The 25,350-nt window shown below is 37.3% G+C and carries 21 protein-coding genes and 1 other RNA gene; 4 read left to right on the top strand and 18 right to left on the bottom strand.

The window, feature by feature from the left end; genetic code table 11:
- Window position 1: 1 nt before the first annotated feature.
- The 6 genes from ACJJVW_RS02725 to ACJJVW_RS02750 all read right to left on the bottom strand — a co-directional run bounded on the left by ACJJVW_RS02725 (window position 2) and on the right by ACJJVW_RS02750 (window position 6,223).
- Window positions 2-898, bottom strand: coding sequence for a DUF6268 family outer membrane beta-barrel protein (locus ACJJVW_RS02725; RefSeq protein WP_339847553.1), 897 nt, complete (start codon window positions 896-898; stop codon window positions 2-4).
- Window positions 891-1,886, bottom strand: a complete 996-nt coding sequence (locus ACJJVW_RS02730; protein WP_013751510.1) for a mechanosensitive ion channel family protein — start codon at window positions 1,884-1,886, stop codon at window positions 891-893. Before ACJJVW_RS02730 ends, ACJJVW_RS02725 begins: the two co-directional genes overlap by 8 nt.
- Complete coding sequence (locus ACJJVW_RS02735) at window positions 1,871-3,175, bottom strand: ABC transporter permease (protein WP_405250686.1); 1,305 nt, start codon at window positions 3,173-3,175, stop codon at window positions 1,871-1,873. The genes ACJJVW_RS02730 and ACJJVW_RS02735 overlap by 16 nt, the downstream gene beginning before the upstream one ends.
- Entirely contained in the window at window positions 3,172-4,110 is a 939-nt protein-coding gene (locus ACJJVW_RS02740; protein ID WP_405250687.1) for an ABC transporter ATP-binding protein, read from the bottom strand. The genes ACJJVW_RS02735 and ACJJVW_RS02740 overlap by 4 nt, the downstream gene beginning before the upstream one ends.
- A 326-nt stretch (window positions 4,111-4,436) precedes the next feature.
- On the bottom strand, window positions 4,437-5,567 hold the full coding sequence (dnaJ, locus tag ACJJVW_RS02745) for a molecular chaperone DnaJ (RefSeq protein WP_298328325.1): 1,131 nt from the start codon (window positions 5,565-5,567) through the stop codon (window positions 4,437-4,439).
- 89 nt (window positions 5,568-5,656) lie between these two features.
- Entirely contained in the window at window positions 5,657-6,223 is a 567-nt protein-coding gene (locus ACJJVW_RS02750) for a nucleotide exchange factor GrpE (RefSeq protein ID WP_298328328.1), read from the bottom strand.
- A gap of 426 nt (window positions 6,224-6,649) precedes the next feature.
- On the opposite strand from ACJJVW_RS02750, the gene ACJJVW_RS02755 reads away from it, so the two are divergent.
- On the top strand, window positions 6,650-7,315 hold the full coding sequence (locus ACJJVW_RS02755) for a YceI family protein (protein WP_298328331.1): 666 nt from the start codon (window positions 6,650-6,652) through the stop codon (window positions 7,313-7,315).
- 56 nt (window positions 7,316-7,371) lie between these two features.
- Here ACJJVW_RS02755 and ACJJVW_RS02760 read toward each other — a convergent pair whose 3' ends face one another.
- Together ACJJVW_RS02760 and ACJJVW_RS02765 are read right to left on the bottom strand one after the other, a co-directional pair.
- The gene (locus ACJJVW_RS02760) at window positions 7,372-8,292 is read right to left on the bottom strand and encodes a TIGR01777 family oxidoreductase (RefSeq protein ID WP_405250689.1); all 921 of its coding nucleotides are present in this window, start codon (window positions 8,290-8,292) and stop codon (window positions 7,372-7,374) included.
- A gap of 84 nt (window positions 8,293-8,376) precedes the next feature.
- Window positions 8,377-9,582, bottom strand: coding sequence for an NAD(P)-dependent oxidoreductase (locus ACJJVW_RS02765; protein ID WP_405250690.1), 1,206 nt, complete (start codon window positions 9,580-9,582; stop codon window positions 8,377-8,379).
- A 126-nt stretch (window positions 9,583-9,708) separates the two neighbouring features.
- Here ACJJVW_RS02765 and ssrA point away from each other — a divergent pair.
- Window positions 9,709-10,107, top strand: a transfer-messenger RNA (tmRNA) gene (gene ssrA, locus ACJJVW_RS02770).
- 170 nt (window positions 10,108-10,277) lie between these two features.
- On the opposite strand, the gene ACJJVW_RS02775 is transcribed toward ssrA, so the two are convergent.
- The 3 genes from ACJJVW_RS02775 to ACJJVW_RS02785 form a co-directional block, all read right to left on the bottom strand.
- The gene (locus ACJJVW_RS02775) at window positions 10,278-10,496 is read right to left on the bottom strand and encodes a hypothetical protein (RefSeq protein ID WP_405250691.1); all 219 of its coding nucleotides are present in this window, start codon (window positions 10,494-10,496) and stop codon (window positions 10,278-10,280) included.
- Window positions 10,497-10,861: 365 nt separating this feature from the next.
- Complete coding sequence (locus ACJJVW_RS02780) at window positions 10,862-11,521, bottom strand: HAD family hydrolase (protein ID WP_405250692.1); 660 nt, start codon at window positions 11,519-11,521, stop codon at window positions 10,862-10,864.
- Window positions 11,522-11,524: 3 nt separating this feature from the next.
- Entirely contained in the window at window positions 11,525-12,826 is a 1,302-nt protein-coding gene (locus ACJJVW_RS02785) for a D-arabinono-1,4-lactone oxidase (protein WP_405250693.1), read from the bottom strand.
- Between the two features lie 463 nt (window positions 12,827-13,289).
- Here ACJJVW_RS02785 and ACJJVW_RS02790 point away from each other — a divergent pair, with 463 nt between their 5' ends.
- Window positions 13,290-14,882, top strand: coding sequence for a hypothetical protein (locus ACJJVW_RS02790; RefSeq protein WP_405250694.1), 1,593 nt, complete (start codon window positions 13,290-13,292; stop codon window positions 14,880-14,882).
- Complete coding sequence (locus ACJJVW_RS02795; RefSeq protein WP_339847648.1) at window positions 14,882-15,547, top strand: response regulator; 666 nt, start codon at window positions 14,882-14,884, stop codon at window positions 15,545-15,547. Before ACJJVW_RS02790 ends, ACJJVW_RS02795 begins: the two co-directional genes overlap by 1 nt.
- Before the next feature lie 1,214 nt (window positions 15,548-16,761).
- Here ACJJVW_RS02795 and ACJJVW_RS02800 read toward each other — a convergent pair.
- From ACJJVW_RS02800 to ACJJVW_RS02830, 7 genes are all read right to left on the bottom strand, one after another.
- Window positions 16,762-16,932 carry a hypothetical protein gene (locus tag ACJJVW_RS02800; RefSeq protein WP_405250695.1) on the bottom strand — a complete coding sequence of 57 codons (171 nt, stop codon included), beginning with the start codon at window positions 16,930-16,932 and terminating at the stop codon, window positions 16,762-16,764.
- A 361-nt stretch (window positions 16,933-17,293) separates the two neighbouring features.
- Window positions 17,294-17,698 (bottom strand): hypothetical protein, encoded by a 405-nt coding sequence (locus tag ACJJVW_RS02805; RefSeq protein ID WP_405250696.1) that lies wholly within the window; start codon window positions 17,696-17,698, stop codon window positions 17,294-17,296.
- Between the two features lie 53 nt (window positions 17,699-17,751).
- The gene (locus ACJJVW_RS02810; RefSeq protein WP_405250697.1) at window positions 17,752-19,503 is read right to left on the bottom strand and encodes a hypothetical protein; all 1,752 of its coding nucleotides are present in this window, start codon (window positions 19,501-19,503) and stop codon (window positions 17,752-17,754) included.
- A complete protein-coding gene (locus tag ACJJVW_RS02815; RefSeq protein ID WP_405250698.1) occupies window positions 19,493-21,712 on the bottom strand; it encodes a tryptophan-rich sensory protein in 2,220 nt (739 codons plus the stop codon). The genes ACJJVW_RS02810 and ACJJVW_RS02815 overlap by 11 nt, the downstream gene beginning before the upstream one ends.
- Window positions 21,712-22,998, bottom strand: coding sequence for a BatA domain-containing protein (locus ACJJVW_RS02820; RefSeq protein ID WP_298328463.1), 1,287 nt, complete (start codon window positions 22,996-22,998; stop codon window positions 21,712-21,714). Before ACJJVW_RS02820 ends, ACJJVW_RS02815 begins: the two co-directional genes overlap by 1 nt.
- Window position 22,999: 1 nt before the next feature.
- Complete coding sequence (locus tag ACJJVW_RS02825) at window positions 23,000-23,896, bottom strand: DUF58 domain-containing protein (RefSeq protein ID WP_298328466.1); 897 nt, start codon at window positions 23,894-23,896, stop codon at window positions 23,000-23,002.
- Between the two features lie 26 nt (window positions 23,897-23,922).
- A complete protein-coding gene (locus ACJJVW_RS02830; RefSeq protein ID WP_405250700.1) occupies window positions 23,923-24,921 on the bottom strand; it encodes an AAA family ATPase in 999 nt (332 codons plus the stop codon).
- Window positions 24,922-25,350: the final 429 nt, after the last annotated feature.

Below are 25,350 nucleotides of genomic sequence, written 5' to 3' on the forward strand. Positions count from 1 at the left end.
GTTATATTTTAAATTTTATACCTGAACGACCGTAAAACGTATTTCTGTCGTTTATGGTAAATACATCATCTCTATCGCCATCACGCAATCGTATGTCATTTATAATCGTATGTCCAGCATAAATGTAGAACACTAAGTGTTTTGTAAAACAGTATTCATAACCTACGCCAAATAGTGCTACAGTCATAGAGATACTCTCTGCCGTTTCAAACTCTCCTGCAGGTATTGCAACATCTACATTATCTTGAATATTTGCATAAAACCCATCAAGCGTCACAAAACTCTGGAGTATGTGCCTACGGTCTTTCCCAAAATAGCGTTTTATATTTGATTTTGGAACACCCAGTGTATAAGACCAGTCTGGGTGAAACTCTTTATAATAGTTTATAAAAGGTAATGGAAAAGGTCTTCCAGATTCTGTATCATAGCGCCCACCTACTATAAGTCGCCACGGTTTATCTAGACCTTCGTTAGTCTTATCATTTATAAAATATAAAGCCCCAGTATGCACATAATCATTACTAGTGGCAGATCCTGTACTAAAATTAGACGTTACCGTAGTACCTAGTTTTGCTCCTATGCGCCACTCCTCACTTATTTTCTGAGTATATCCTAGAGACAGACTAAACGATTGAAATCTATCTAAGTCTTCACGGCTAAAAGGCACAACATCTTCAAACTTCAAATTCACATTGCGATATTCAAATCCAGGAACTAAGTATGTATCTTCTTTAAGTTTTATAGGAACATTAATAAATGTTCTAAACCTCCTAAACGAATTATCAGATTGCTCCTGCGGGAAGTATGTATACTCAATCCTAGCCAAATCTGTAAGCTGAGCAAAACAAGTACCACTCAACAGTAGTAATACTATAATAATGTTAGTCTGTTTATTCATCAATCATATCATTTTTAGGGGGTTCAATATTGGTGTTAACTGCTGTTTTATTAGGTGTATATACTGGATTTGCCGTATTAAAAAGATGTACATCTCTCTGAGGAAAGGGGATGGTAATCCCGCTTTCGCGAAAACGGTCGTCTATAGCATACCTAAGCGCACTTTTAATTCTTGGATCTACAAAACTGTCTCTCACAAAAAAGTATAGACCAAAATCAAGCGAACTATCACCAAAGTTTTCAAAAAGCGCAAAAGGCTTTGGATGCTTTAAAATCTCAGGATGTGCTACTGCACACTCTAGTAATATTTTTTCTACCTGTCTAGTATCACTTCCATAAGCAACGCCCACCTTTACATTCTCTCGGGTGGTTTTATGGTTTTGAGTGTAATTATAGACAGTGTCTGTTATAAACTTATGATTAGGGATAATTATTACTTTATCATCTCTAGTTAACGCTCTCGTAGTACGTAATTTTATTTCAAACACACGACCTACTCTTCCATCCATTTCTATAATATCTCCTGCAGATATAGACTTATCTATCATAATAAGGATACCACCTATTACATCTTGAAATACCTCCTGCAAGGCAAGTCCTAAACCTACAAATAATGCTGCAGATGCTGTGAGCAGCACCGTAATATTAATCCCTGAAGCACTCATCGTAGCAAGCACTACCACTATATAAGCGATATACTTGATAAACTTAAAAACGCTTACAAACTTAAGTTTGTCATCGCCCTCCATTTTACGTGTCATTAACACACGTATCCACTTAAGGAGAATGCTTGTGAGTATAAAAGCTATTATTAGAATGATAAGGTGACCCACTGTAAAACCTATATGATTAGGCTCTTTACCTACACTTATAAGTTCGAAGCCTAACCATTCCTTAATGGTTCCCCATACGTCTTGTTCAATAATATCTTTTACCTTCTCTACAGTCTCTTCCTGCAGAACAAGAAGGAGTGCTAGTATCTTAACCATTTTATTAAATCTTTATAAGTAGGCTTCTTACCATACATCAATATCCCTACGCGATATATTTTTGACCCAAACCATACTGTAAACACGAATGATGCCACTAGTAAGGTAATTGATAGCGCTAGTTGCCATACTGGAACCTCAAATGGTATACGCATTAGCATCACTATAGGTGACGTAAGCGGTATGATAGAAAAAACGGTCGCTACCGTTCCATGAGGATTATCTATCACTGCAAAAAAGCCAACATAAATTCCCAACATTAACGGCATAATGATAGGTAACATAAACTGCTGTGTATCTGTTTCATTATCTACTGCTGCACCTATCGCTGCATATATAGAGCTATACAGGAAGTATCCTCCTATAAAATAAATAAAGAAGCCTACTACAAGTTGCAATAACGGTAGCTTTTGAATCTCTTGTAGTAACTCAATTACCATCCCAGGATCTTCTGCTATTTGTTGCGCTTGTGAAGCAGCAGGACTCGCCGCCGATGCCGCTGATGGATCTATCCCAAATACCGTAGTAAGAACTACTAGCAAAATTCCTCCCACAATAACCCATATTGAGAATTGCGTGATTCCGGCAAGTGTAGTACCTAGTATTTTACCCATCATTAACTGGAAAGGCTTTACAGAAGATATAATGACTTCAATGATTCTATTAGTCTTTTCCTCGATTACGGAACGCATCACCATATTACCATAAATGATAATAAACATCATTAATAAGTAACCCGCAGCACCTCCAAAACCAGCTTTCACCCAGTTACTCATCTTAGAACTCGTCTCCCCAGAAAAGTTTTCTATTTGCACATCTATACTGCTTTTGGCAGTTTCTAGTGTATTCAAGTCTATGCCTTGAGCGATGAGATTTTCATCGGTCATTTTCTTTTCAATGCGCTTTTCTATATCTCCTATAAAACTAAAAGAAGGTGTTTCATTTCCATAAAAGGTTACAGCATCTTCTGCTATAGCAGGATTATCATTAATATGGATAAGCCCATAATAACCTTCACCTTTTGCAACCTCTTTTCCAGCTTCCAATCCTTGATCACTTAGGTTGAGATACGTGGTTTGGTCTGTATTAAAAAATACAGTTTCAAATTGCCCAGAATCGTCTACTACAACAATAGTGCGTTTATCTTCGCTATTGAGCTGAGTAAGGTAAGAGATTAATAAAATCATCCCCACAAGTATAAGCGGACTCAAAAATGTCATTATTAAAAATGACTTATTACGCACTCTGGCAATGTATTCTCTTTTTATAATTAAGGTAAGAATGCTCATTTGTTTTGGCTAACTGTTTGAATGAAGATATCGTTTACACTTGGTATCACTTCCATAAAATGGGTGACTTGTCCATGATTTTTTAAGGTAGTAAGCAATTCGTTTGGCGTAGACTTATCGCCCATTTCCACACGAAGCTTACGTTCATTACCTAAACTTTTAAAATGCGCTGGAGTTACTTTAAAAGCAGCTTTGAGTTCTTGTTCTGCTTTCGCGAAAGCGGTCTCATCTACAACCTGTACTCCTACATCAAACGTATTATTCTGGTATGCTCTCTTGATGCTGTTTACTTCACCATCGAGAATTTTATTAGACTTATTGATAAGTGCTATATGATCACAAAGCTCCTCTACAGATTCCATACGGTGCGTACTAAAGATAACTGTAGCTCCCTCATCACGCAATTGTAAAATCTCGTCTTTAATGAGATTTGCATTTATAGGATCAAATCCACTAAAGGGCTCATCAAAAATGAGCAACTTGGGCTGGTGCATTACGGTCACCACAAATTGGATTTTCTGTGCCTGTCCTTTAGAAAGCTCTTGAATTTTTTTATCCCACCAATCTCCTATTTCTAGTTTTTCAAACCAATGTTTGGCTCGTTTTTTTGCATCTGTTTTAGATAAACCTTTAAGTTGGGCGAGGTAAAGCACCTGCTCCCCTACTTTCATAGATTTATACAAACCACGCTCCTCAGGCATGTACCCTATGTCGCGTATGTGATGTTGTTGTAATTGCTCACCTCCTAGCGTTACACTACCAGTATCTGGCATGGTAATCTGGTTGATAATACGAATGAGTGTTGTCTTGCCAGCGCCATTAGGGCCTAGTAGCCCAAAAATGCTTCCTTCTGGTACAGCAATGGAGACGTTATTAAGTGCGGTAAAGTCACCAAACTTCTTTGAGACTGTATCTGCAACGAGTAATGAATTCATAGATAGTGGTTAATCAAGCTAAGATAGGAATATGACCTGACGGAGGCATAACTGTTAGCTATAATTTAGGAGTTTTATTAAAACGTACTGAGACCTTTATAGTTGTAAGTCATTTATCATAACTAGAAAACTAGGCAAACAGTACTATAATTCAAGATTTACAAAACGTCCTAAAAGCAAAACCCACCCTAGACGTAAGTTCAGGATGGGAAAAAAAATTGCTATGAAAAAGAAAAATAACGTCAAACATTGTTTAACGTTATTCAAATATAAGTTTTTTTTATGAACCCTATAATTTTGGTTTCACAAAATTTGAAAGTTTCACATTATGAGAACATATCTTTAACTTTTTCAAAGAATGACTTATCTCCAGTTTCTGGATTAGGCATAAAATTATCATCTGTTGCCATCTTCTCAAAAAACTGCTTTTGCTCTTTATTAAGTGTTTTAGGCGTCCATACATTTACGTGTACCAATAAATCTCCCTTACCGTAACCGTTTATAGATGGAATACCTTTACCACGCAAGCGTAGTATTTTACCACTCTGTACACCTTCTTCTATCTTGATACGTACTTTACCAGTAACAGTATCAATCTCTTTTGAAGTACCTAGTACTGCTTCACTAATACTAATGTAAAGATCTAGGTGAAGGTTATCACCTTCTCTTTGTAAGAACTCGTGATCTTTTTCTTCTATTGCTACAAGTAAATCTCCTGCGATACCATTTCCTGGCGCTTCGTTACCTTTTCCAGTAACCTTAAGCTGCATTCCATCTACTACTCCTGCAGGAATCTTGATGCTTACTGTCTCTTCGTCAACAATAAGACCTTGCGCATCTGCACCATCCGGACGTTTATCAATCATTTGCCCAGCTCCACCACAAGTAGTACAAGGAGCACTCGTTTGCATGCGGCCTAAAATAGTGTTCTGGATTTTTGTTACTTGTCCAGCACCATTACAGGTAGTACATGTTTTGTATGATACTCCAGCGGCTTGCTTTTTACGTTTAACCTTGATTTTTTTCTCAACGCCGTTTGCAATTTCTTCAATAGTAAGTTTTACACGAATACGTAAGTTACTTCCCTTCACTCGACGCTGACCTCCGCCACCACCAAATCCAGAAAAACCACCTCCGCCGCCACCAAAAGCACCGCCGAAAATATCTCCAAACTGACTGAAGATATCATCCATGTTCATACCTCCACCACCGAAGCCGCCACCGCCACCTCCGCCTTCAAAGGCTTGGTGACCGTACTGATCATAACGAGCACGCTTGTTATCATCACTAAGCACCTCGTATGCCTCTGCAGCTTTTTTAAAGTTTGCTTCTGCAGTATCATCACCAGGGTTTTTATCTGGGTGATATTGCACCGCTTTCTTTCGGTATGCTTTTTTAATTTCGGCTGCTGTGGCTCCTTTTGAGATACCTAATATGTCGTAAAAATCTTCTTTCATAATCAAAGCTCAGCGTTACTGAGCACTCTTAATCTATTGCAATCGCAGTATAAGTTTAAACAAATACTGCGATGTAAATCATTTTAAAATTATTGTCCCGTAACTACTTTAGGAAACCGGATGATCTTATCTCCCAGTTTATATCCCTTTTCTATCACGTCTACAATTTTACCTTTCAATTTCTTGTTAGGTGCTGGTATTTGAGTTATTGCCTCATGTTGATCTGCATTAAAATCATCTCCAGCTCTCACACTCATTTCCTCAAGTCCTTTAGACTTAAGCGTCTCTTTGAATTTATTGCTTATAAGCGTCATTCCTTTTACGTGAACGTCGTCTTTATCGCCTTTAAATTCATTAAGAGCACGATCAAAATCATCTGCAACTGGAAGCATCGCTTGTATGACTTCTTGTCCTGCAGTTTTGTACAATTCAATACGCTCCTTAGTAGTACGTCTTTTGTAATTCTCAAATTCGGCAAAAAGGCGTAAAAATTTATCCTTCTCCTCTGCCAGTTGATCTTGAACGATTTCTAGCTCGCTTCTTTCATCTTTTACCTCTTCAGTTGCCTCTACCGTTGCATCTTCTGCCTCATGTACAAACTGCTCTTGAGCAGCTTCGTCTACTGTATTGTCTGGTGTTTTATCTTCTGTTGCCATAATGGTCTTAAATTCAATTTTTATTGAGGTGGCAAAAGTACTGCCAATTGTATCAAAATGTCAAAATGTCACTGGCTTTTTAAAACTTACGGTATCGTGATTTATCAATACATTTAATCAAACCACTTTACAAAAGTAATCCTTACTTATATGTACAACTTTGACGTGCCTAGCGGTTATTTGTTTCTATCTAAGAAGAGAATACTACGCTAACTGTTACTAGAATCACTTTTTAGATAGTCATCTAACTACATCCACAACCAGAGACCACGCTCAAAGCCATACTCCTTCTTGCGTCAAGTAATAAAAAAGCTATTTCTAAGGTTTGTTACGCTTTCGCGAAAGCGTACTACTATTTAAGATAACATTATGATAAGGGCTATGGATAAATGTTAATTTTGCAGTTCACTAAATAATTTTATCAAGATGAAAAAACAAATTTTAAATACACTTGCTGCTGTAGCTCTTGTTGCAGGAGTAGTTTCTTGTAAAGGAGAAAAGAACGAGACAGAAGCAAAAGATGCTCAGGAAGTAGCTGTAGTAGAAGATGCTGCAAAATTTAAGGTAGATGCTTCAAGCTCTACAATTGCATGGGTAGGAAGCAAGCCTACAGGAAAGCACAACGGAACTATCAACATAGAAAACGGTGTTGTAAATGTTGCTGGAGATGCTATTACTGGAACATTTCTTATTGACATGACTTCTATTACTGTAACTGACCTTGAGGCTGGTGACGGAAAAGAAAGTCTTGAAGGACACTTAAAAGGAATGGCAGAAGGAAAAGAAGATCACTTCTTTAATGTTGCAAAATATCCTACTGCTGCTTTTGAAGTAACTGGAGTTACAGAAAAAGACGGTAAAAAAATGATGCAGGGTAACCTTACTATAAGAGACCAGAAGAAGAACATTGAGTTCCCAGTTTCTTATGCTGTAGAAGGTGAAAATATGACACTTACAAGTGAGCCATTTACTATTGATCGTACTGATTGGGGAGTAAACTACGGATCACAATCTGTATTTGACGATTTAGGAGATAAATTTATCTCTGACGATATCGAGCTTACTGTAAATCTTAAGGCTACTAAAGCTTAAGACTTCCTTTTTATAGAGTATGAAAAAAGCCACTCTAACGAGTGGCTTTTTTTTGGTTAGTCCAATAAGCTTTCAATAGCCTTGTCAATTTTTGGATATTTAAATTCATATCCATCTGTCTTAATTTTAAGAGCACTTACTTTCTGGCTTTCTAAAACTATTGATGCCATGTCGCCTAGCATGAGTTTAAGTGCAAACTTAGGGACTCTAGAGATGATAAGTGGCTTGCCCATAGTGTCTGCCACCACTTCTGTCAGCTTTTTATTTGTAACTGGGTTTGGTGCTACCCCATTATATATGCCAGCCAATTTATTTTTTAATATATGGAAGTAAATCCCTGCCATATCATCCACATGAATCCATGATTGCCATTGTTTTCCTGATCCTAGCGGTGCACCTGCTCCATATTTTACAGGTTGCATAATTTTAGGTAACGCTCCACTGTCTTTGTCAAGAATAATCCCCGTTCTCACACGGCTAGTAATGATATCAAGTTTTTGGAATTCTAAAGCAGCTTTTTCCCACTCTTCGACAACTTGTCCTAAAAATCCTTTAGCATATTCTGGATATGACTCATCATACATTTTTGTAAATGAAGATGGATATCCACCTACTGCACTAGCAGATATGTAATGCTTTATAGAAATGGGTTGGTTTTTAGACCGCTTTCGCGAAAGCGCACTATACAACAATCTCGCTGTTGTAGCTCTACTTTCAAAAATTGCTTTTTTATTTTCTGGTGTCCAGCGCTGCGCAATGGATGCTCCAGCAAGGTGGATGATAGTTTCTACTCCTTCAAAGCAAGCTTCGTCTAGCTCATCTGTCTTTGTATTCCAGTAAAAACCTTTATAATTAGGTGTATCCTCAATTTTATCTTTTGAGGTAGTTAGATAATGTACACTTATGCCGTCTTTATGACATAAGTCTGTAAGTGCGCGCCCTACTAATCCCGTTGCGCCTGTAATAAGAACTTTCATTATTAATTGATTGATGAACGATAAAGGTACAAAGTAGTGTTATTTATCTTTTAACACTTGTAGGAATTTAGTGTAACTTTAACGTTACTCCTTACCGTCTACATAGTCTTGAAGGTAGCTGTAACGCTGAGTGAGCTTTCCATCTTGCGTCATTCTCGCTCGATCAAGAAGTCCTGTTTTATCTCCATTAAAAAACGCTGGAATCACATGCTTTAAGAACATCTCACCAAAACCTTCACTAGCATCCTTAGGTAATTCGCACGGGAGATTATCTACAGCCATCATAGCAATCACACCATCCTTAGTATAATCATCTTCTTGTTCTGTAGCAGGATTGTATCCATAAAATGGATCTGTAATAGTAGAAGGACGAATGGTACTCGCCACTGGACCGTCTATATCGCAAGATACATCTGCAATAAGATTAATTTTAAACTCTGGATGTCTTGCATCTTCTCTAGTAAATAGATAAGGAGCACCATCACCGTAAAAATGTCCAGCAATAAAGTAATCTGTCACCTTTGCATACTTCATAAAGTCGCTCTCATATCCAGAAGGGTCTTTATAAAACTCTGATCGAGAACCTTCTGTACCATCTATACGTTTATTATACTCAAGTACGTCAATAGTACAATATACCGGTTCACTAAATTCTTCATTTAAATAAGCGTGATCTGTCACCTCCTTGATCTTGAGATGATCAAGAATCTCTTGCGCTCCGCGGGCAACCTTTCCACTACCTGAGAGACAAATTTTAATAGCAGGAAGCTTGATTTTATCTAGTTGGCTTTTTACAGCCTCAAGATCTAATAGCGTTTCTACCTTAGGAAGTTCAAAAAGCCCATCACGTAATCCTAATAATCTAAAACCATTATAAGCACCTACGAGTCCTGCATAACGACCAAAACCAATAAGTCGTGCTCCGTTAGCTTTTGTAATCACTTCGTGATCATACATCTCTATATTCTTATCAAGTATAGCCTTGAGTAAGTCACGGTTATATGGTTGCTTCTTAATGGTATGGCTAAAAAAGAAATACTTTTTATTAGGCACAAGCGCCTCCATAGGCACTTCTTTCACCCCAATCATCACATCTGCATCAGAGACATCTCCCTCTACATCAAAGCCATTAATGGTGTAAGCCATATCTGGAAACACTCTTATATCAGATGCTTCGACTACAAAGCTTGCATCTTCAAATTGCTCTCTTGCTTCTGCCAGTTTTTCTGGAGAAAAAACAACTCTTCTATCTGGTGGATTCTTACGTTCCTTGATAATTGCAAATTTCATAGTGTGTGAAGTTTTGGCAGTGTCTGTAGTTGGTACAGCTTTTGCATAATATTAATAGCAAATATAAGCTTTAGTAGTATATTTGTAGTTCCGCTTTCGCGAAAGCAAGGTGGAAATTTTAATACTGGGGTCGACTGGTTTTGACAGCGAGACCAATAGTATTGTAAGCGTGTCGAGCGCTGGAAAACAGCTCGTAAATCTCATTTTTCATCTTTTTAAACGGCGAGAACAACTACGCCCTAGCTGCATAATCTGAATTATAGTAAGATTACGCCTCGGTCTACAAGGTAGACAAGCAGGAAGTCACTCGAGAGCCTTGGTTTACGGCAATCGATATAGTGACTTCGTAAAAGTAAACCTATCCCTCGTAGGGCTTTGATGCGAGAGAGACACCTAATTGAAGATAAGGGGTGCGTTGGTAGTTTCTAACCGGCAATCTCACGAAAATTTAAACAGAAACTACACACGTAGAAAGCAGTAATATTGCTTGTTTGGACGAGGGTTCGAATCCCTCCGACTCCACTAATTGAGTATCAAAACTCAATAAAAAAATCCCATAAACATCTAGTTTACGGGATTTTTCACTTCTATCAATGTCGGTTAACATCACCGAAATGAAATCCTACATCATATTATACAGCGTTGATTAAAATTTTTCTACTGTAGTATTTCGAAATAATTACAAATCAATAATCTTATTGTTTTGATTTTTGCTTCGCGTCCTTATGAGCATTGTCTTGCACTGCATTTTCTTTATTAGAAAGTGTATTGCCTCCAGCTTTATAAGTCTCTCCAGCGTCCCTTTTAGGTTGGGATGAATCCTTGTTTTGATCTCCGTATTGATTTATGTGCTTATCCTTGTGCACACCGTGCTCCTTATTGTCAAGATCTGCTGCTCTTTTAGTATTGTCCATAATGCTTATTATATTAGTTTTCTTTTTATTTTCTTCAAATTTGGAACAAACTCTTTTTTAAAAGATCGTTTATTCTTTATCCAGTCGTAGGTATAATAACCTAGTTGAGCGACTGTCACTATTCTGAATATTTTCCCTACTAATTTCATGTGGTTCATTTTAGTTTCACATAAATTTAATCGGACACTAATATAATTTAAGCTGGATTATGACATTTTAACTAGCAACCGTTAAAGACCTCTAAATGATCCACCTACAGCGCTGTCAATTTAAGTTTTATTAAAGAAAAATGATATAGTATTGAAAACGACCTACATTAAAGACATTAATAATTTTCAAGCTCTGATGATGAGAGCTTCTATTAACTAAGAAGTTATAAGCTTATCAATAGTTCCCATCGCATCAAACAGCGAATTAAATTGATAATTAGTTTGACTAATGATATTTTCAGTAACTACACAATGTGATTGTATGTAAACAGATTTCATACCTGAATTTAAAGCTGCTTGTAAGCCTAGCTCACTATCCTCAAAGATGTACACATCTTTAAAATCAGCGGGTTTTATATTTAAACTATTTGCCAACTTTAAATAAGGTTCTGGATTAGGTTTTGGATTTACATAATCTTCATAGCCATACATCACGGGTACTTCAAACTTCCAAAATTTTATACAGTCTTTTACAAACTCACTGCTTGCGTTACTGGCTATACCATAGGGTATATTGTGCTTTTTGAGATATTCAAATAACTTTCCTACCCCATTATAATGTTCTACTTCATCAATATGCTCAGTTAGATAATTGTTTTTAACTGTTAGTAGCTCCTCGGCTTGAGAGTGACTTCCAAATTTTTCACACAATATCTCTGATATGATTATTGGTGATGCGCCAGATTTAATATCACCAGAAGTTATTACCACAGTAGCATCCAGCACCTCATTTACAGCAAACTGCCAAGAGGCAAAATGTATGTGCTTACTATAAGCTATCACTCCATCAAAATCAAATAACACTCCTTTAACCATTGATTATAATTTTTCTGAGAAAATAGAAGCTAAATACTTGTTTAAAAACTTGTTTGTAGGATCCATAGACCTACGTAAATCTTTAAAATCATTCCACTTCGGGTAGAGTTTAGTTAGCTCTGGATCTTTAGCGGCAAAGCGCTTTCCCCAATGTGGTCTTCCTCCATATTTAAGAAAAATGTCTTCTACCGTTTTAAATGCTTCATAACTATCTGCACTAGATGCATCTCTTGAAACGCAACCCATGGTAACCGTTTTTCTCTTGTAAGCATTACTCAACCAGCTATCATCACTATCTACAAAACGCACATCCATAGGTATGTGGATGAATGATTTATTTTTAAAACTATTTATTGTTTCAGATAGTTCTTTGAGCAAAGAAGGGAATTTATCAAAATCAACTGTCCACTCCGCAAGTTCAAGCGTTGATCCTCTAGATTTTGTAACTGTAGCCTGGTATAAATTCCCTTTGTGTTCTTTTCTACTTTTAAAAAATCGCTGGTAAAGAATTTTATTTGCAAAATATATGGTCCAAGGAGCTGTCTTGGTAAGCTGATATAAAAATTTTGAAGCCTTTCTTCTATTTTTCAAATATGCAGGTCCTAGATCTTCTTCAACATGTTGATCTTTTGGAATCTTTTTTCCTTTTATCACATATCCCATCCCTGTATGAGGAAGCCATAATATTCTTAGAAAATCGTGACTAGATAAATAGTCACCTAGATTCTTAGTCCATGTAGCATCACTCTCGGGTTCTTCAATCAGATGTAGGGTGTAGGATTCCTCACATTGAAGTGTAATGGTAGAGAAGGCACCCAGAACTCCCAGAGAAACTCTTACAGCATCCATAAGTACATCCTTTTCATCAATCACCTGGATTGTGCCATCTGCTTGAATGAGTCTACAACTCGTCATATATGACGAGATAAGCCCTCCATTAGTGCCATGTGTTCCAGTTGCTAAGGCTCCACCTAACGTAATAGTGTTGATGTCTGGCAGACAAGGAATACACCAATCTAAACTCTCTATTTTTTCTAGAAGGTCTTTAAGTTCAATTCCAGATTGGACAGTTATTTTTTTAGATGCTTTATCAATACCAATTATCTGATTATAATTCTTGATATTAATAAGTGAGTCAGTCCCAGCAGCAATATCTGATGAGGATTGTTTAGAACCGTAGAACCTGACATTGTCAGAGTTCTTAATGGCATCTGCAAATTCTTCTTCTGTAGTGATATCATAGCTATTTGTAAATGAATGTTTTACATTTTCATTCCAGCTAATCCAAGTATTTTCTTTCTTCAATTTTTTTATTGCAAAGTTATATTGAATTTTAACAAATTACTATCGTAATTGAACCTTTAATTAACTCTAACAAATCATTAAAGATAATTTTACATTAAGGTTATACAACTATGTCTGTGGAGTTACTTTATGTAATATTAATCAAGAACTTTTATGATATTTCTATTTATTTACTGTGCACAGTGAACACTATTGAGTCGTATTTTTCTTGAAAATATAAAACGACACCTCCGCAATGAACTACATAACTCCTAAAACTTCGTACCAGCCTGAGGCGGAATCTTTACATTAAACTAAACTATCATTGTTAGATAGACTATGGCATACGCTTTCGCGAAAGCGTAACTATCCCCATCAATATTTTTTACTTAAAAACCTGTTATTTCCCACTTACAAAATATAATATCTTTGAGGGATGCAGAAATCGATTTTCAGATCGCTCATTTTATTGATTGTGTTCACTGTGAGTACCTTTTGGCTAGTTCCATTACAGGCGCAAGAGGCAGTAGACAGTACGCAATATTATTTTAGGATTATTGGATATCCACAAAACACTCAGGATATTGCTGAGGGAATTAATTACTTTAAACGCCAACTTGAAAATCCTAATAACGATAAAGCCCTCAATAACTATTACTCTGAGCTTATATCCTTAGGATATTTTAATAATGGTGACATTTTTGAGAGCGAAAAAGCCACCATCAATCTTTTAAAAGATATTCCTGTAACAGATACACAAACCATCGTTCGTCTCAGAAATAGACTGGGTAGGTTGCACAGAAGTCTTAACAATCTGCCACTAGCTTTAGAAAACTACCAGCAAGCACTGGCGATGGCTACAAAAAAGGAAGATAGTATTACCATTTCAAATAACATCGCCACCATTTATATGGAGCGCGCATCCCATGAGGAAGCTGCTCAAGTCTTAAGTCCCTTTATGAAGGATACAGACCGCATAGAATATAATAACACGCTGGCAACCATATATGACAACTATGGATATAGTGTAACTCAATTAGGTGATTTCAAGGGTGAGATACTAATGCTAGAAGCGCTAACCATTAATGAAAAAGGTAATAATATAACGGGAAGTTTTTCTACAAATAGACATCTAGCACACTACTACCACAAGCAAGGCAAAGAAGCACTAGCCAGAAAACATGCTCTTCTCGCAAAAGATATTGCTTACAGCCTCGATAATCCTAGATATAAACTAGAAGCCCTTGGACTGGCAATTGATATAGGCACAACAGCAAATGCTGTTGTATTTAAAAAACTCTCAGACAGCTTAGACAAAGTAGAAACTCTTCAAGAAAATAAATATGTAGCTCAAAAATATGAATACGCCACTTTCCAGACTCAAGCAAAGGAAAGCGAGCTCATAGCAGAACAGGAGAAAGTTAATAAAACACGCTACCAGTTTTTAGCGCTATTTATTGCAATAGTCACAGTAGGTATTATCATCTTCCTTTCGTTACGTCATAAAAGAAAGCGTCTTGAACAAGTATATATCACAGAAACAAAAATCTCAAAGAGATTACATGACGAAGTTGCAAATGATGTGTATAAACTAATCTCACAAGTGCAAACTAACACGTACAATGAAAGTCATTTACTAGATAATCTAGAGCATATTTATAGTAGAACTCGAGATATTTCTAGAGAAAACAGTTTTATTGAGACAGAAGAATCTTTTCACACGACCTTACGAGATTTGTTATTAAGTTATAAAACTCCTTCTCTCAACATCATCACAAAAGGTATCGACAAGGTAGATTGGAATGAAATTTCAAAAGTCCACAAAACTACTATTTATAGGGTCTTACAAGAACTCATTACAAATACTAATAAACATAGTAAAGCATCTATAGCCTTCGTTGAGATTTCAAAAGAAGGTAAGAAACTGCATATTCTGTATAAGGATAATGGTATAGGCGGTGCTATAAATTCTAAAAATGGTTTGCTCAATGCGGAATCCCGTATAGAAGCTTTAAAAGGAACAATTACTTTTGAAAGTAAGTCTAACCAAGGTTTTAAAGCACAGATCAACATATAATGTTTCAAAAAGTAATTATAGCAGACGATTTAGGAAGTATTAATGAAGGTGTACAACACATTCTCACTACCTATCAAGTACCCTACATAAAGCAAGTTCAATATTGTGATGAGGCCTATAAACTCATTAAAAAAGCAGCGATGGATGGTAAACCTTATGACCTCATAATTTCTGATCTTTCATTTGTAGCAGATCACCGCAAGCAGCAATTTGCATCTGGAGATGATCTTGCTGCTACTTTAAAGAAAGAGCATCCTGAGCTCAATATTATCATTTATTCTGTAGAAGATCGCTTTCAGCGTGTGAGGCAGTTATATAATGATACGCGTGTAGATGCCTTTGTATGCAAAGGGCGAGAAGGAATCTCAGATCTTAAAGAGGCAATCACAACTGTTTTTAATGGAGAGCGTTATGTCTCTCCGCGCGTTGCTATGGCAATGTCTGATAATGAAGATTTACAAATAGATGAGTACGACATCACCCTCATGCGATTACTTTCTTATGGCTACTCTCATGATGAAATAAGTAAAGAACTCGTAGCTCTTAACGAGTCCCCATCAAGTCTAAGTGCTATTGAAAAAAAAATGAGCAAACTCAAAATTCAGTTTAGAGCAAATAACGCTGTTCATCTTGTTGCATTGGTAAAAGATTTAGGTATTATCTAAGAAATAATTCATAAATATGACCATAATGCGGTTTCCCGTAACATTGTTATATTAAAATCTCGTAATCTTATCACGACTTAAAATCATGGGGGATTTAAGTCAAGGATTGTTTGTAGAGGATGTTCATTTGGACATCCTCTCTTTTTTTTACAAATAACTGACAATCAAATATCCACAAAAATACAAATGTTAAATAGCAAAAAAATAGGTTTGAATAAAGGAAATCCGTAAAACACCTATGAAAAAAACACGTATCCTTGTCACAGCTTAGTTGCTAGGGGTTTCTAGGCTAAATTTGTTTGTACAGGGTATCCACTTGGGTACCCTTTTTTTATGATTCTATTTCATGATTTTTATGAATCCGCTTTCGCGAAAATTTAAAAAAACAGAAAAAAACGCTCAAATAAAGGAAATCCGTAAAATACCTATTTAAAAAACACGTATTCTTGCTAAGACTTAGTTGCTAGGGGTTTCTAAGTCAAGATTATTTGCATTTGGCACCCACTTGGGTGCCTTTTTTTTGGAGCCAATTAAACTTAGAAAATTCGCTTTCGTGAAAGTAAAAAACACTAGACGACGATACTTACCGACAATTATTAGGTGTTAAAACCGAGCATATAAAAAATAAAAAGGAGCAAATGCGGTTTCCCGTACATCATATGTATATAAAGCTCGTATACTTGTCACGGCTTAGTTGCTAGGGGTTTCTAAGTCGGGATTGTTTGTAGAGGGTTTCCATCTGGAGACCCTTTTTTTTGTACGGGAATCATCTCAAAACTTAAGAGTGATTACTACACCTCTTAAATTAATTTCCAATAAAATTTTCAGAATGCGGTTACACCTTAGAAAGCGTATGTCCATTACAATCCAAATCTTTTTTAACTTTAGTATCTCGCTTAAATTAATATTATAAAAAGCAAAAATAAAACGTATGGCCTCACGGCAGAAAATCCAGTTATGGTAACTGACGTAGCTACATCATAATCTTATCTTGACGGGTTAATAACTGTGAATAGTAATCTAAGTTATCGTCGCATCAAAAGTACATTTGCGCCATCAGTAAATGCCATTCTAGATAAGTATGAAATACTCTTAAGTGAGGAGCATTACTACTTTCTATTTATCTACCCTTACGCATCAGAAGATAAATTCGCAATAGCTGAAATCTTTGAGACATTAAAAAATCAAAGTAACATTACATTTATGCCCTTATTCTATAAAAGAGGCATCACCTTAGTTTGATTATCGTGGTTTTCATTCATCATATTTAGTCTAAAACCCATTCCATTTTCGCGAAAGCGAACCTCAACACCTTCTTTTTTCTTTTTTTTCCTATTCTCATCAAAAATGAGCAAGCTCAAAACTTTAGAGCTACAGCTATACATTTTGTGTATTTTATCGATTAATTACGTATTTCATAGAATACACACAGCTCATCATTTTAAAAATGATGGAGAAGATAATGTATAGCTAATTTAGCAGTGCAGAATGACTTACTTACCTAGCATAGCGAGTGTTACTCGAAGATCTAGTACAGAAAAAGAAGTATGATTATCCCTGCAGAGAAGATGTTTTTATAGATTGTTTATTAGATTGAATTCCCCCAAATTTTCAATTTGGTTTTGAGTAATGATTTGTTACCATACTTAATTTAACCTCATTGTTTTGCAAAGGCTATCCATACGGATAGCCTTTTGTGATTTATACAAATTCGTAAAGCAAATAGATACGCTGTAATCTTTGTAATTACTTGATGATAGCTTTATTCAAGCTTATAAATACCCATCCAAAGAAGACCATAAAAAGAAAATCATTAAGACCATAGATGCTATAAAACACTCCTGCAAGAGCGTCTCGCTCGTACACCGCAGTAATTGAATGACTGGTAAACCACTGTAGATATACAATCACGTAAGCCAACTTCTCTACAGCAAATACCGCTATGAGCCATGGCACAGCTGCATAGCTTTTTGCAACTGCTATATACGCAAGTCCCCATAAAACGATAGCTATAAGTCCAAAGTAGCCCATTACTTCTGGCTGTGTATCCATCATTACCTGATTTGTAAATCCTCTTGATAATAGTAAAACACCTAGCACATTAGAGAGGCCAGCAATTACAAAAAGCCTAGAAATAGTCTTTACACTCATAGATTGAAGTATTAATATAGATTAAACGATGACTCAAGATAGACAATTAGTCTTCACACACCTTCTAGTCTAGGTGCTACCCATAAATAGCCCATTGCAAGAACAAAAATGATAAATAACCATAAACGCTCCACAGGTTTCAATACCATGTAAGTATCTGTATTTTTTTGTGCAGCTGTAAATGTGCGCTTATTATGTGCGATTTGAGTAGATACTTTTAGCGTTTTCCAATCAGTCTCGAGCGGAATGTAATAGCTTGCTACTGCGGTGCTATCTTGCGCTAGACGCAATTCATTCCAGCCTTTGCGTGATGGGTAGACCATTCCCTCCCATTGGTCTTGCAGCGATACATCTTGTCGTAATGGAATTGCAGCTTGCGCATTATTTAGAATCTTTGGAGCTGGTATTTCTGTACGTAGCTTAAAGCGAAAAGGTGCATCCTTTACCCCTAGCTCTTCTTGAAATTCCCAATGTACAGCAGGTAACTTTTTCTGACTTACCGCGCTCAATATGGAAGTCCATAAGTAATTGTAAGCACGCTCATTACCATCTAGCACTAGCTGATAAGTATCTGTAAGTGTCGTACTCCCCCATCTGCCAGCACCCTGCTGTGCATATGCCGCCCACATATTTTCTTTCTCAGAAATAATAGGTTGTACAAGTGCTCCGGCATCAAAACTATAAAGAAGTGTAGCTACCTTAACTTTAGGCCAGGCTGAGAGTGAGGCTTCTTTTTTATTATTTCGCTTCAAACGAAAACCAAATTGTTTACCATTATCTACTACCGCTACATCTGGCTGTATAAATACACCGAGACCTTCACGTGATACTTGATTCTTAAGTGCTCTGCGAGAACCGCTAGACAATCCACTATAAGAACTAGCATCCATGATCACCACATCAAAGGCTGAAAGATTTGCACTCGTAAATCCATAAATAGTTCCTTGTTTCCTATTGAAATTCTCAAATTTGTACCGTTCCTTGGTAAGCTGACTGCGTACTAGCACTTCGTGCCCTTCGTCTGCTAGGTAATTTTTTAAGTACTTAGTTTCAAACGTGGGGAAACCATTTATAATTAAAACACGCAAGCCTTCTTTTTCTTTGATAATTAGAGGTAATGGATCTTCAGTAATAATTGAACCCAGACTGTCTTTTTCAATAAGTTTATACACATACCTTCCACTTACTGAAGTTGTGGCTTGTAACTCAAAATCAAATGCATCACCTCCAGAAACCATTACCGAATCAAGAGCATTTCCTCCAGCATCTTCTAACACCAAGTGATTTCCTTTAATAGGCGATGTATATATCCCGCGGATTGAAAGGGAATCGCCAACAGTTGCAGATTTATTATAAGCGAGTTTTGTAATACCGCTCAATCTTTCTCCAGCCAAATAGGTAGTTGCAATAGGTTGTAATTGCCAAATATCATAAGTGGCAATACCATTGCCTAGTATATAAGCAGTACTTATAGCCTCAAGTTGCGAGAGATTAAAACCATCACCATCATATTTGATAATTTCTACGTCCTTGTAGAGAACCTGTAAACTATCTACCTGTTGTTGTTTATAGGCTTCTGTGAGAATTATTCCTACGCCCTTAGTACGTGGTACAGCTTTTACTGGCTGCAGTAACATCAATGCAAGACTAGCTACTGCAATAAGTGCAACTATTACCTTTAAAAACACATATTTGCTGCCAGTAACGCGAAGTTCTTTCCATATAAAAAGACTCCATAATATTACAGCACCAGCAATTACAGGCCACATCCACTCTTTATGTATAAAAGATATATTATCGATCACCTGCCTGTAGTTCTTTTATGAATATATCTTCTAGTTTTCCTCTGTATGGCTTACGAGTAATTGGCATTGCATCATTTACTGGCAATGCTTGTAATAAACCGCGCTGTACTTGTCGCAGTGTAGTTGCTGGTTGTTGCTTTTCCTCTGTGAGCCATTTAAGTTTTTGCAAGGTGTTAAGATGTCTTGCAGGTTCTTGTATTGCAATTATTGCTAGCTCCTCACCAGCCCTAGCAAGTATCGTATTATCTGAAGCTGTCAAAGCTGTTTGATCAGCAATATGCTTTTCAAGAAGCGCAATACTTTGCTCCATACTTACATAGGGATTAGTGGCCGCTATTTGTTCGGTTTTATAAAAATTATCAATCTCCTTAAGATCACCAGTGAGTCGCTTGTCTTCCTTAATAGGCGGCGGATCAAAACCTATGCGGTGAACATAAATACGCGCACTATTTTTAATGTCTTGTATTAATGTCAATGCCCTGTATTGATAAGGTAGTGACATGCTAGGATCTGCAAGACGAAGGTGTAATTCTGCATCCCACATTTCGGCCATGGCTTGTTTGAGTTTGCCGCGCAAGGATTCTGTAAAAAGTGTTGATTCTTCAGGGTTATCGTGATTGTGTACATATCCCTCGAGTATAGATTTTTCACCTTCTTCCTCATCGCTTTCTTCATGATCATGCTCTTCTGGAACGAGATTATGCTCATTCTCACTATCGTGATCATGTCTAAAACCTGCAGTGGGATCATCTGCATCAAAATCTTCGTGAGAAATATCTGGAGTTACAGCGATACCAGAATCTGCCTCATCACCCATAAACTGACCGTACTTTAATCGTAATGCTTTCTGGTCAAAACCTAAATCATTACTTCGAGTTTTAAACTCTTCCTCTGTGAGTTGTGGTCGTTCTTTTATGAGTTTTTCCGTATCGATAATCAACTGTCGCTGGCTCCTAAAGTAATCGGGCATCAAATCTGCTCCTAGAGTTCCTTCTACTCCAAAACCATCGCTCACCGTATCTTTTATTACTGCAAAGAATGTCTCGCTTCGGGTAATATTAGGTCTTGGTATCTTTTGATCACTTACCTCAACATAAAAATACAACTCATCTCCCAGCTCCATTTTCAGCTGATCTAAATTAAGAGTCTTAGATAATCGCATGGATTTCTCACCTACTTGAACCGACTGATTAAAAGCCAACTTTTCCTCTCTAAATTTTACAGACTCTCCTTCGCCTTTACTTACCGTGGCAATAATGTGTGCTGCTGCCACTCCATAATCGTCACTTATTTCGGCAGTAAATGAGAGCTTTTTATTATCCGCATGATCAAATGACGTGAACTGTGGGATGTTTTTAATTTCTACTAATGGCGCTTTGTCTTTCACCACTTCAATCGCATAAATATCTGATGCGTAGCTAGCTCCAAGTGTATCTGTAAATTTAAAATTATAGTAGCCAGATTGGGTGGGTTTGTACGCTTTCGCGAAAGCGGTACCATTACCTCTCATCTCATCATTAACCCCTATCCCTTCTACTATAACCTCACTTACCTTACTGTCAAAATCCAATTGCCAATACAGCTGTGATCCCTCAACTGCCTTTGCATTCATCAAACTAGACGTACGTGAACCAAGTTTTGTGTAAGCTGGATAACGAATGGCAAGCTTCTGATTAATGAGCACAGGCGGCTTATATGCCGGAGCAACAGAATCTGTCACAGAAAATGTCATTATCTCCTGCTCAGGTGTAGTTCCATTAGTACGATTTATGCTCTTTCCAAATGCATAAAAAACTATGACACCGATTAGTATTAATGCGCTTGCTGTAATCGCAGCATATCGCAACCTCGTTTTAGGTTTGACAGTGGTAATTTGCTGTGATAAGAGTGTGGTAATTTTCTGTTGTTGTAATTGTGCAAGCCCAGACATTCCATCTGGCGAAGCCAACAATAAACTACTACTATATTCAGCATTATCGAGATGTTTATCAATGTAAGCACTCACTGTGCTTAGATTGATTCTCCAAGGTTTAATCACGAGCACTGCTATTGCAGTTACCACTATAAAAGCGACAACACCTATTATTGGGTTTCTAGTAATAAATGCGCCACAAAGTCCAGCTCCGATACCATAAAGCACGGCTTCTACACCTCGCAATAACTGCCAGCGCTTCTTGTAATTTTGTATGAGTTGTATCCCTTCTTGCATTATTGTTTACGTATTCTAGATAGTATGCGCTCGCTTATGAGGAGTACTAAAAGCAGTATCCAGAAGGTACTTGACATATCTGCTTTTACCTCTTTTTTCATTGTGGTAGCAGGAATATTAATGGTTTGTAGTTGCTCTAAACTCATCACCCGATTATCAAGGTCTGCTATTTTTGTATTTAATTCTTGGTCAAGATGGAGCCATGTAAGTAATTGTGTTACTAGCGGCTCTTCTGTTATGAGTTTTGGCGTTAGTTTCTTTGTCAGTATCGACGTAGTTGCTGCAGGTCCTGGTACAATAAGCGAATTTGCAATTTCATTCGGTCGATAATATAGCGTAGGCATCTCGCTATCTACCAAAGGATTACCACTCAAGTTAATCAAATAATCAATAGTCGTCGTATCCCTTTGATCACCTTCTAATATTGTAGTAAATGCAATCTCTCTCTGAGTAAACTGACTAATCGCACGTAAGGCAGCCTCTAGATAACTACGTTCGGCATCATGTTTTTTATTATAGATAATTGTAATCTCAATAGGAGAATACTCTTTAATGGCAATGGTTCTAGAAATACCATTCGTTCTGATCTCGACGCTGTCTTTTGCAAGATTTAATGCTGCATCACGTATCGCTACTTTCTCTTTATTTATACCAAGTAGTTGCGCCTCGCTTAAGACATTAATGATTTCTAAACTATCCTTACGAGCAATTGCGACTAGTGACTGCTCATCCTGCTTATTAGTTTCCACAAGAATCCAAGTGATGTTCTTTTTTATAGTAGGCCTTTTGCCTTGTAACGCTTTCGCGAAAGCGTGTGTAAAAACCACAATACTATCTGCAGCTAACTCTTCCATCTCTCTTGCGAGCTGCCAATAATTAGGCACCACCTCTTTATTTGCTATTACATCTCCAGTCTCCCACAGTGGAAAATCTTCTTGTAATAATCGCCTTCCTTCCAGCGGTATTTGTTCAAATCTCGCTAGACCATCTGCTGAGGAAAGTAGCGAAGGCTCAAAGAGATAAGCAACCTCCTCCTTATCGGGAGCTTTTGTAATATGAGGTTCTGCAAGAATCACAACCAGCGTGCTAATAATCAAGCAACGCAATAGTAGCAGCCACCATTCATTAAGCTGGATACTATTACTCTCTTTAGATTTTGTGGGCGCGATAAATTGTATACTGCCCACTTTTATGGTGCGCACCTTCTTGCGACTCCACAAGTGGATGATAATCGGGATTGCGAGTGCGAGTAGTCCCCAGAGATATGATGGCTGTAGTAGTGTCATATCAAAAAATATTGCTACGTTTTTTGAGAAATAAGTGTAGCGCTTCGCCAATATGGTCTTCTAGTGAAAATAACTCATAGTCTATACCACTTGCAAGTAGCGCTTCCTTAATAGTTTTCATAGATTGCTCTAGCGCTTGTAAATAAGTAGATTTTGCATCTTTTGCGTTTACCTTTACTTTAGCTCTAGTTTCAAGATCTTCAAAAATCACTTGTCCTTTGTAATCAAATTCTAGTTCGCTCTTACCTAGCAAATGCAACACTGCGACTTCGTTTCTGGCAGTTTTAAGCTGTTTAATCATTGTTATAATTTCCTCGTCCTTTTCATAAAAATCTGTGATAAAAAATATGAGATCCTTATGACTACGATTATGGAGCTTCTCACTTGCCAACTGTTTAGGCCAAGATCCTTGATTTTTTAATTGCAATAATTGGTATAGAAACCTATTAAAATGTTGCTTCCCAATAGCTGGTTGCAGTGCTTCTAACCTTTGATTATTTACCGTAAGTAAGCCTATCGCATCGCCTTGCGTTTGTGCTAGGTGTGCAAGACTTGCCACTAGTACATTTGCATACTCGATTTTTGAAATATCATCTTCCTTATGAAGCATAGACATACTTGCGTCTACTATAAATCTCACAGAGATATGAGTATCTATCTCTGACTGCTTGATGTAATATCTACCAGAACGAGCAAGCATTTTCCAGTCTAGTAACCTGAGGTCATCACCAGGCTCATACCCTCGATACTGACTAAATTCTAATCCGGCACCTACTCGCCTACTTTTATTGAGTCCAGACAAATACCCGTCTACAATCACCCGTGAGATAATAGACAGTCCAGAAACACTGTTTATTACATCGGGTTTAAGTAGCGATTTGTAATCGTCTTTTGGCATAGTATTCTTTGCTGCTATTATGGTGATTAAGCTAAGTTTATTTCTTTAAGTAAGTGAGTTGTTACTTGGTCTGATGTGATCCCTTCGGCCTCTGCCTTGAAGTTGACGATCAGTCTATGACGCAATACTGGTAATGCCACATTTTTAATGTCTTCTAGTGTTACTGCCATTCTCCCTTGTGAGAGCGCTCTAGCTTTTGCTGTAAGGATCATTGCCTGCCCTGCTCTGGGGCCTGCGCCCCAGCCTACCCATTGTTTCACATAGTCGTTTGTGGTGGTTTCTGGTCTAGTCGCACGTACTATCGTACTTACAAAATCGATAAGATTATCGCTTATAGGCACCTCTCTTACGAGTTGTTGTAATCGTAAAATATCTGCTCCCGTGAGTACAGGATGTACTGTCTGCTTAATACCACTCGTAGTACTTTTTAAAATATGAGTTTCCTCTGCTGCCGTTGGATATCCTATTTTGATGTAAAACAAAAAACGATCCTGCTGTGCTTCCGGTAATGGAAATGTACCCGATTGCTCAATAGGATTTTGGGTGGCAAGAATAAAAAATGGACGCTCAAGACTATAGGTTTTTCCAGAATAGGTCACCTCAAATTCCTGCATTGCTTCTAGTAATGCAGCTTGTGTTTTTGGCGGTGTACGGTTAATCTCATCTGCTAGAATGATATTTGCAAAAATAGGTCCCTTCTTGAACTCGAAAAACTTTTTACCCGTAGCCTGATCTTCTTCCAGAATTTCTGTTCCAATAATATCTGAAGGCATTAAATCTGGGGTAAATTGGATACGTTTAAAATTCAAGTCTATCGCCTGTGACAAGGTGCGAATCATCAACGTTTTTGCAAGCCCCGGAACTCCTTCTAACAAGGCATGGCCACCAGCAAGAAACGTAATAAGCAATTGCTCTACCGTTTCCTCCTGTCCTATAATCACCTTTGCGATCTCTTTCTTAAGATCCTTAAGCTTTCCAGTGAGTGTGGTTACTTCTTGTTGTAATTCGGTTAGTGTGTTATTCATAGTGTTACCTTATTAAATCTCTGTTCCAAATTTTCTCTCCCCAACCCTGAAGGGTGGAAAATTCTGGACTTGGTTGTTCTTTTCAATATTGTACTCTTACTTTTAGCCACTCCTGCAAAACATCTCCCCTAACCCCTCTTCGAAGAGGGGAACTTTTTAAGTTGCTTTTTGCAAAGCAAAAACAACTTCTTATCGCAACAGTGTCCCTCTTTGAAGAGGGAGTCAGGGAGATGTTGGCGAATTTTATATTCCTATTATTAGCTTCTCCTTAAAAACATCATTCTCTTGCTCTTAGCCACGCCTGCAAAACATCTCCCCTAACCCCTCTTCGAAGAGGGGAACTTTTTAAGTTGCTTTTTGCGAAGCAAAACAACTTTTCTTCGCAACAGTCTCCCTCTTCGAAGAGGGAGTCAGGGAGATGTTGGCTGT

The organism is Dokdonia sp. Asnod3-C12 (assembly GCF_045063975.1).
GTDB lineage: Bacteria > Bacteroidota > Bacteroidia > Flavobacteriales > Flavobacteriaceae > Dokdonia.

What these genes read in the sequence shown, in the direction of transcription:
- ACJJVW_RS02815 (WP_405250698.1), bottom strand. Translation starts at nt 21,712, where the DNA reads ATGCAAGAAGGGATACAACTCATACAAAATTACAAGAAGCGCTGGCAG.
- ACJJVW_RS02805 (WP_405250696.1), bottom strand. Translation starts at nt 17,698, where the DNA reads ATGAGTGTAAAGACTATTTCTAGGCTTTTTGTAATTGCTGGCCTCTCT.
- ACJJVW_RS02775 (WP_405250691.1), bottom strand. Translation starts at nt 10,496, where the DNA reads ATGGACAATACTAAAAGAGCAGCAGATCTTGACAATAAGGAGCACGGT.
- ACJJVW_RS02795 (WP_339847648.1), top strand. Translation starts at nt 14,882, where the DNA reads ATGTTTCAAAAAGTAATTATAGCAGACGATTTAGGAAGTATTAATGAA.
- ACJJVW_RS02755 (WP_298328331.1), top strand. Translation starts at nt 6,650, where the DNA reads ATGAAAAAACAAATTTTAAATACACTTGCTGCTGTAGCTCTTGTTGCA.
- ACJJVW_RS02800 (WP_405250695.1), bottom strand. Translation starts at nt 16,932, where the DNA reads ATGTATAGCTGTAGCTCTAAAGTTTTGAGCTTGCTCATTTTTGATGAG.
- ACJJVW_RS02820 (WP_298328463.1), bottom strand. Translation starts at nt 22,998, where the DNA reads ATGACACTACTACAGCCATCATATCTCTGGGGACTACTCGCACTCGCA.
- dnaJ (WP_298328325.1), bottom strand. Translation starts at nt 5,567, where the DNA reads ATGAAAGAAGATTTTTACGACATATTAGGTATCTCAAAAGGAGCCACA.
- ACJJVW_RS02725 (WP_339847553.1), bottom strand. Translation starts at nt 898, where the DNA reads ATGAATAAACAGACTAACATTATTATAGTATTACTACTGTTGAGTGGT.
- ACJJVW_RS02760 (WP_405250689.1), bottom strand. Translation starts at nt 8,292, where the DNA reads ATGAAAGTTCTTATTACAGGCGCAACGGGATTAGTAGGGCGCGCACTT.
- ACJJVW_RS02740 (WP_405250687.1), bottom strand. Translation starts at nt 4,110, where the DNA reads ATGAATTCATTACTCGTTGCAGATACAGTCTCAAAGAAGTTTGGTGAC.
- ACJJVW_RS02730 (WP_013751510.1), bottom strand. Translation starts at nt 1,886, where the DNA reads ATGGTTAAGATACTAGCACTCCTTCTTGTTCTGCAGGAAGAGACTGTA.
- ACJJVW_RS02750 (WP_298328328.1), bottom strand. Translation starts at nt 6,223, where the DNA reads ATGGCAACAGAAGATAAAACACCAGACAATACAGTAGACGAAGCTGCT.
- ACJJVW_RS02780 (WP_405250692.1), bottom strand. Translation starts at nt 11,521, where the DNA reads ATGGTTAAAGGAGTGTTATTTGATTTTGATGGAGTGATAGCTTATAGT.
- ACJJVW_RS02830 (WP_405250700.1), bottom strand. Translation starts at nt 24,921, where the DNA reads ATGAATAACACACTAACCGAATTACAACAAGAAGTAACCACACTCACT.
- ACJJVW_RS02825 (WP_298328466.1), bottom strand. Translation starts at nt 23,896, where the DNA reads ATGCCAAAAGACGATTACAAATCGCTACTTAAACCCGATGTAATAAAC.
- ACJJVW_RS02765 (WP_405250690.1), bottom strand. Translation starts at nt 9,582, where the DNA reads ATGAAATTTGCAATTATCAAGGAACGTAAGAATCCACCAGATAGAAGA.
- ACJJVW_RS02735 (WP_405250686.1), bottom strand. Translation starts at nt 3,175, where the DNA reads ATGAGCATTCTTACCTTAATTATAAAAAGAGAATACATTGCCAGAGTG.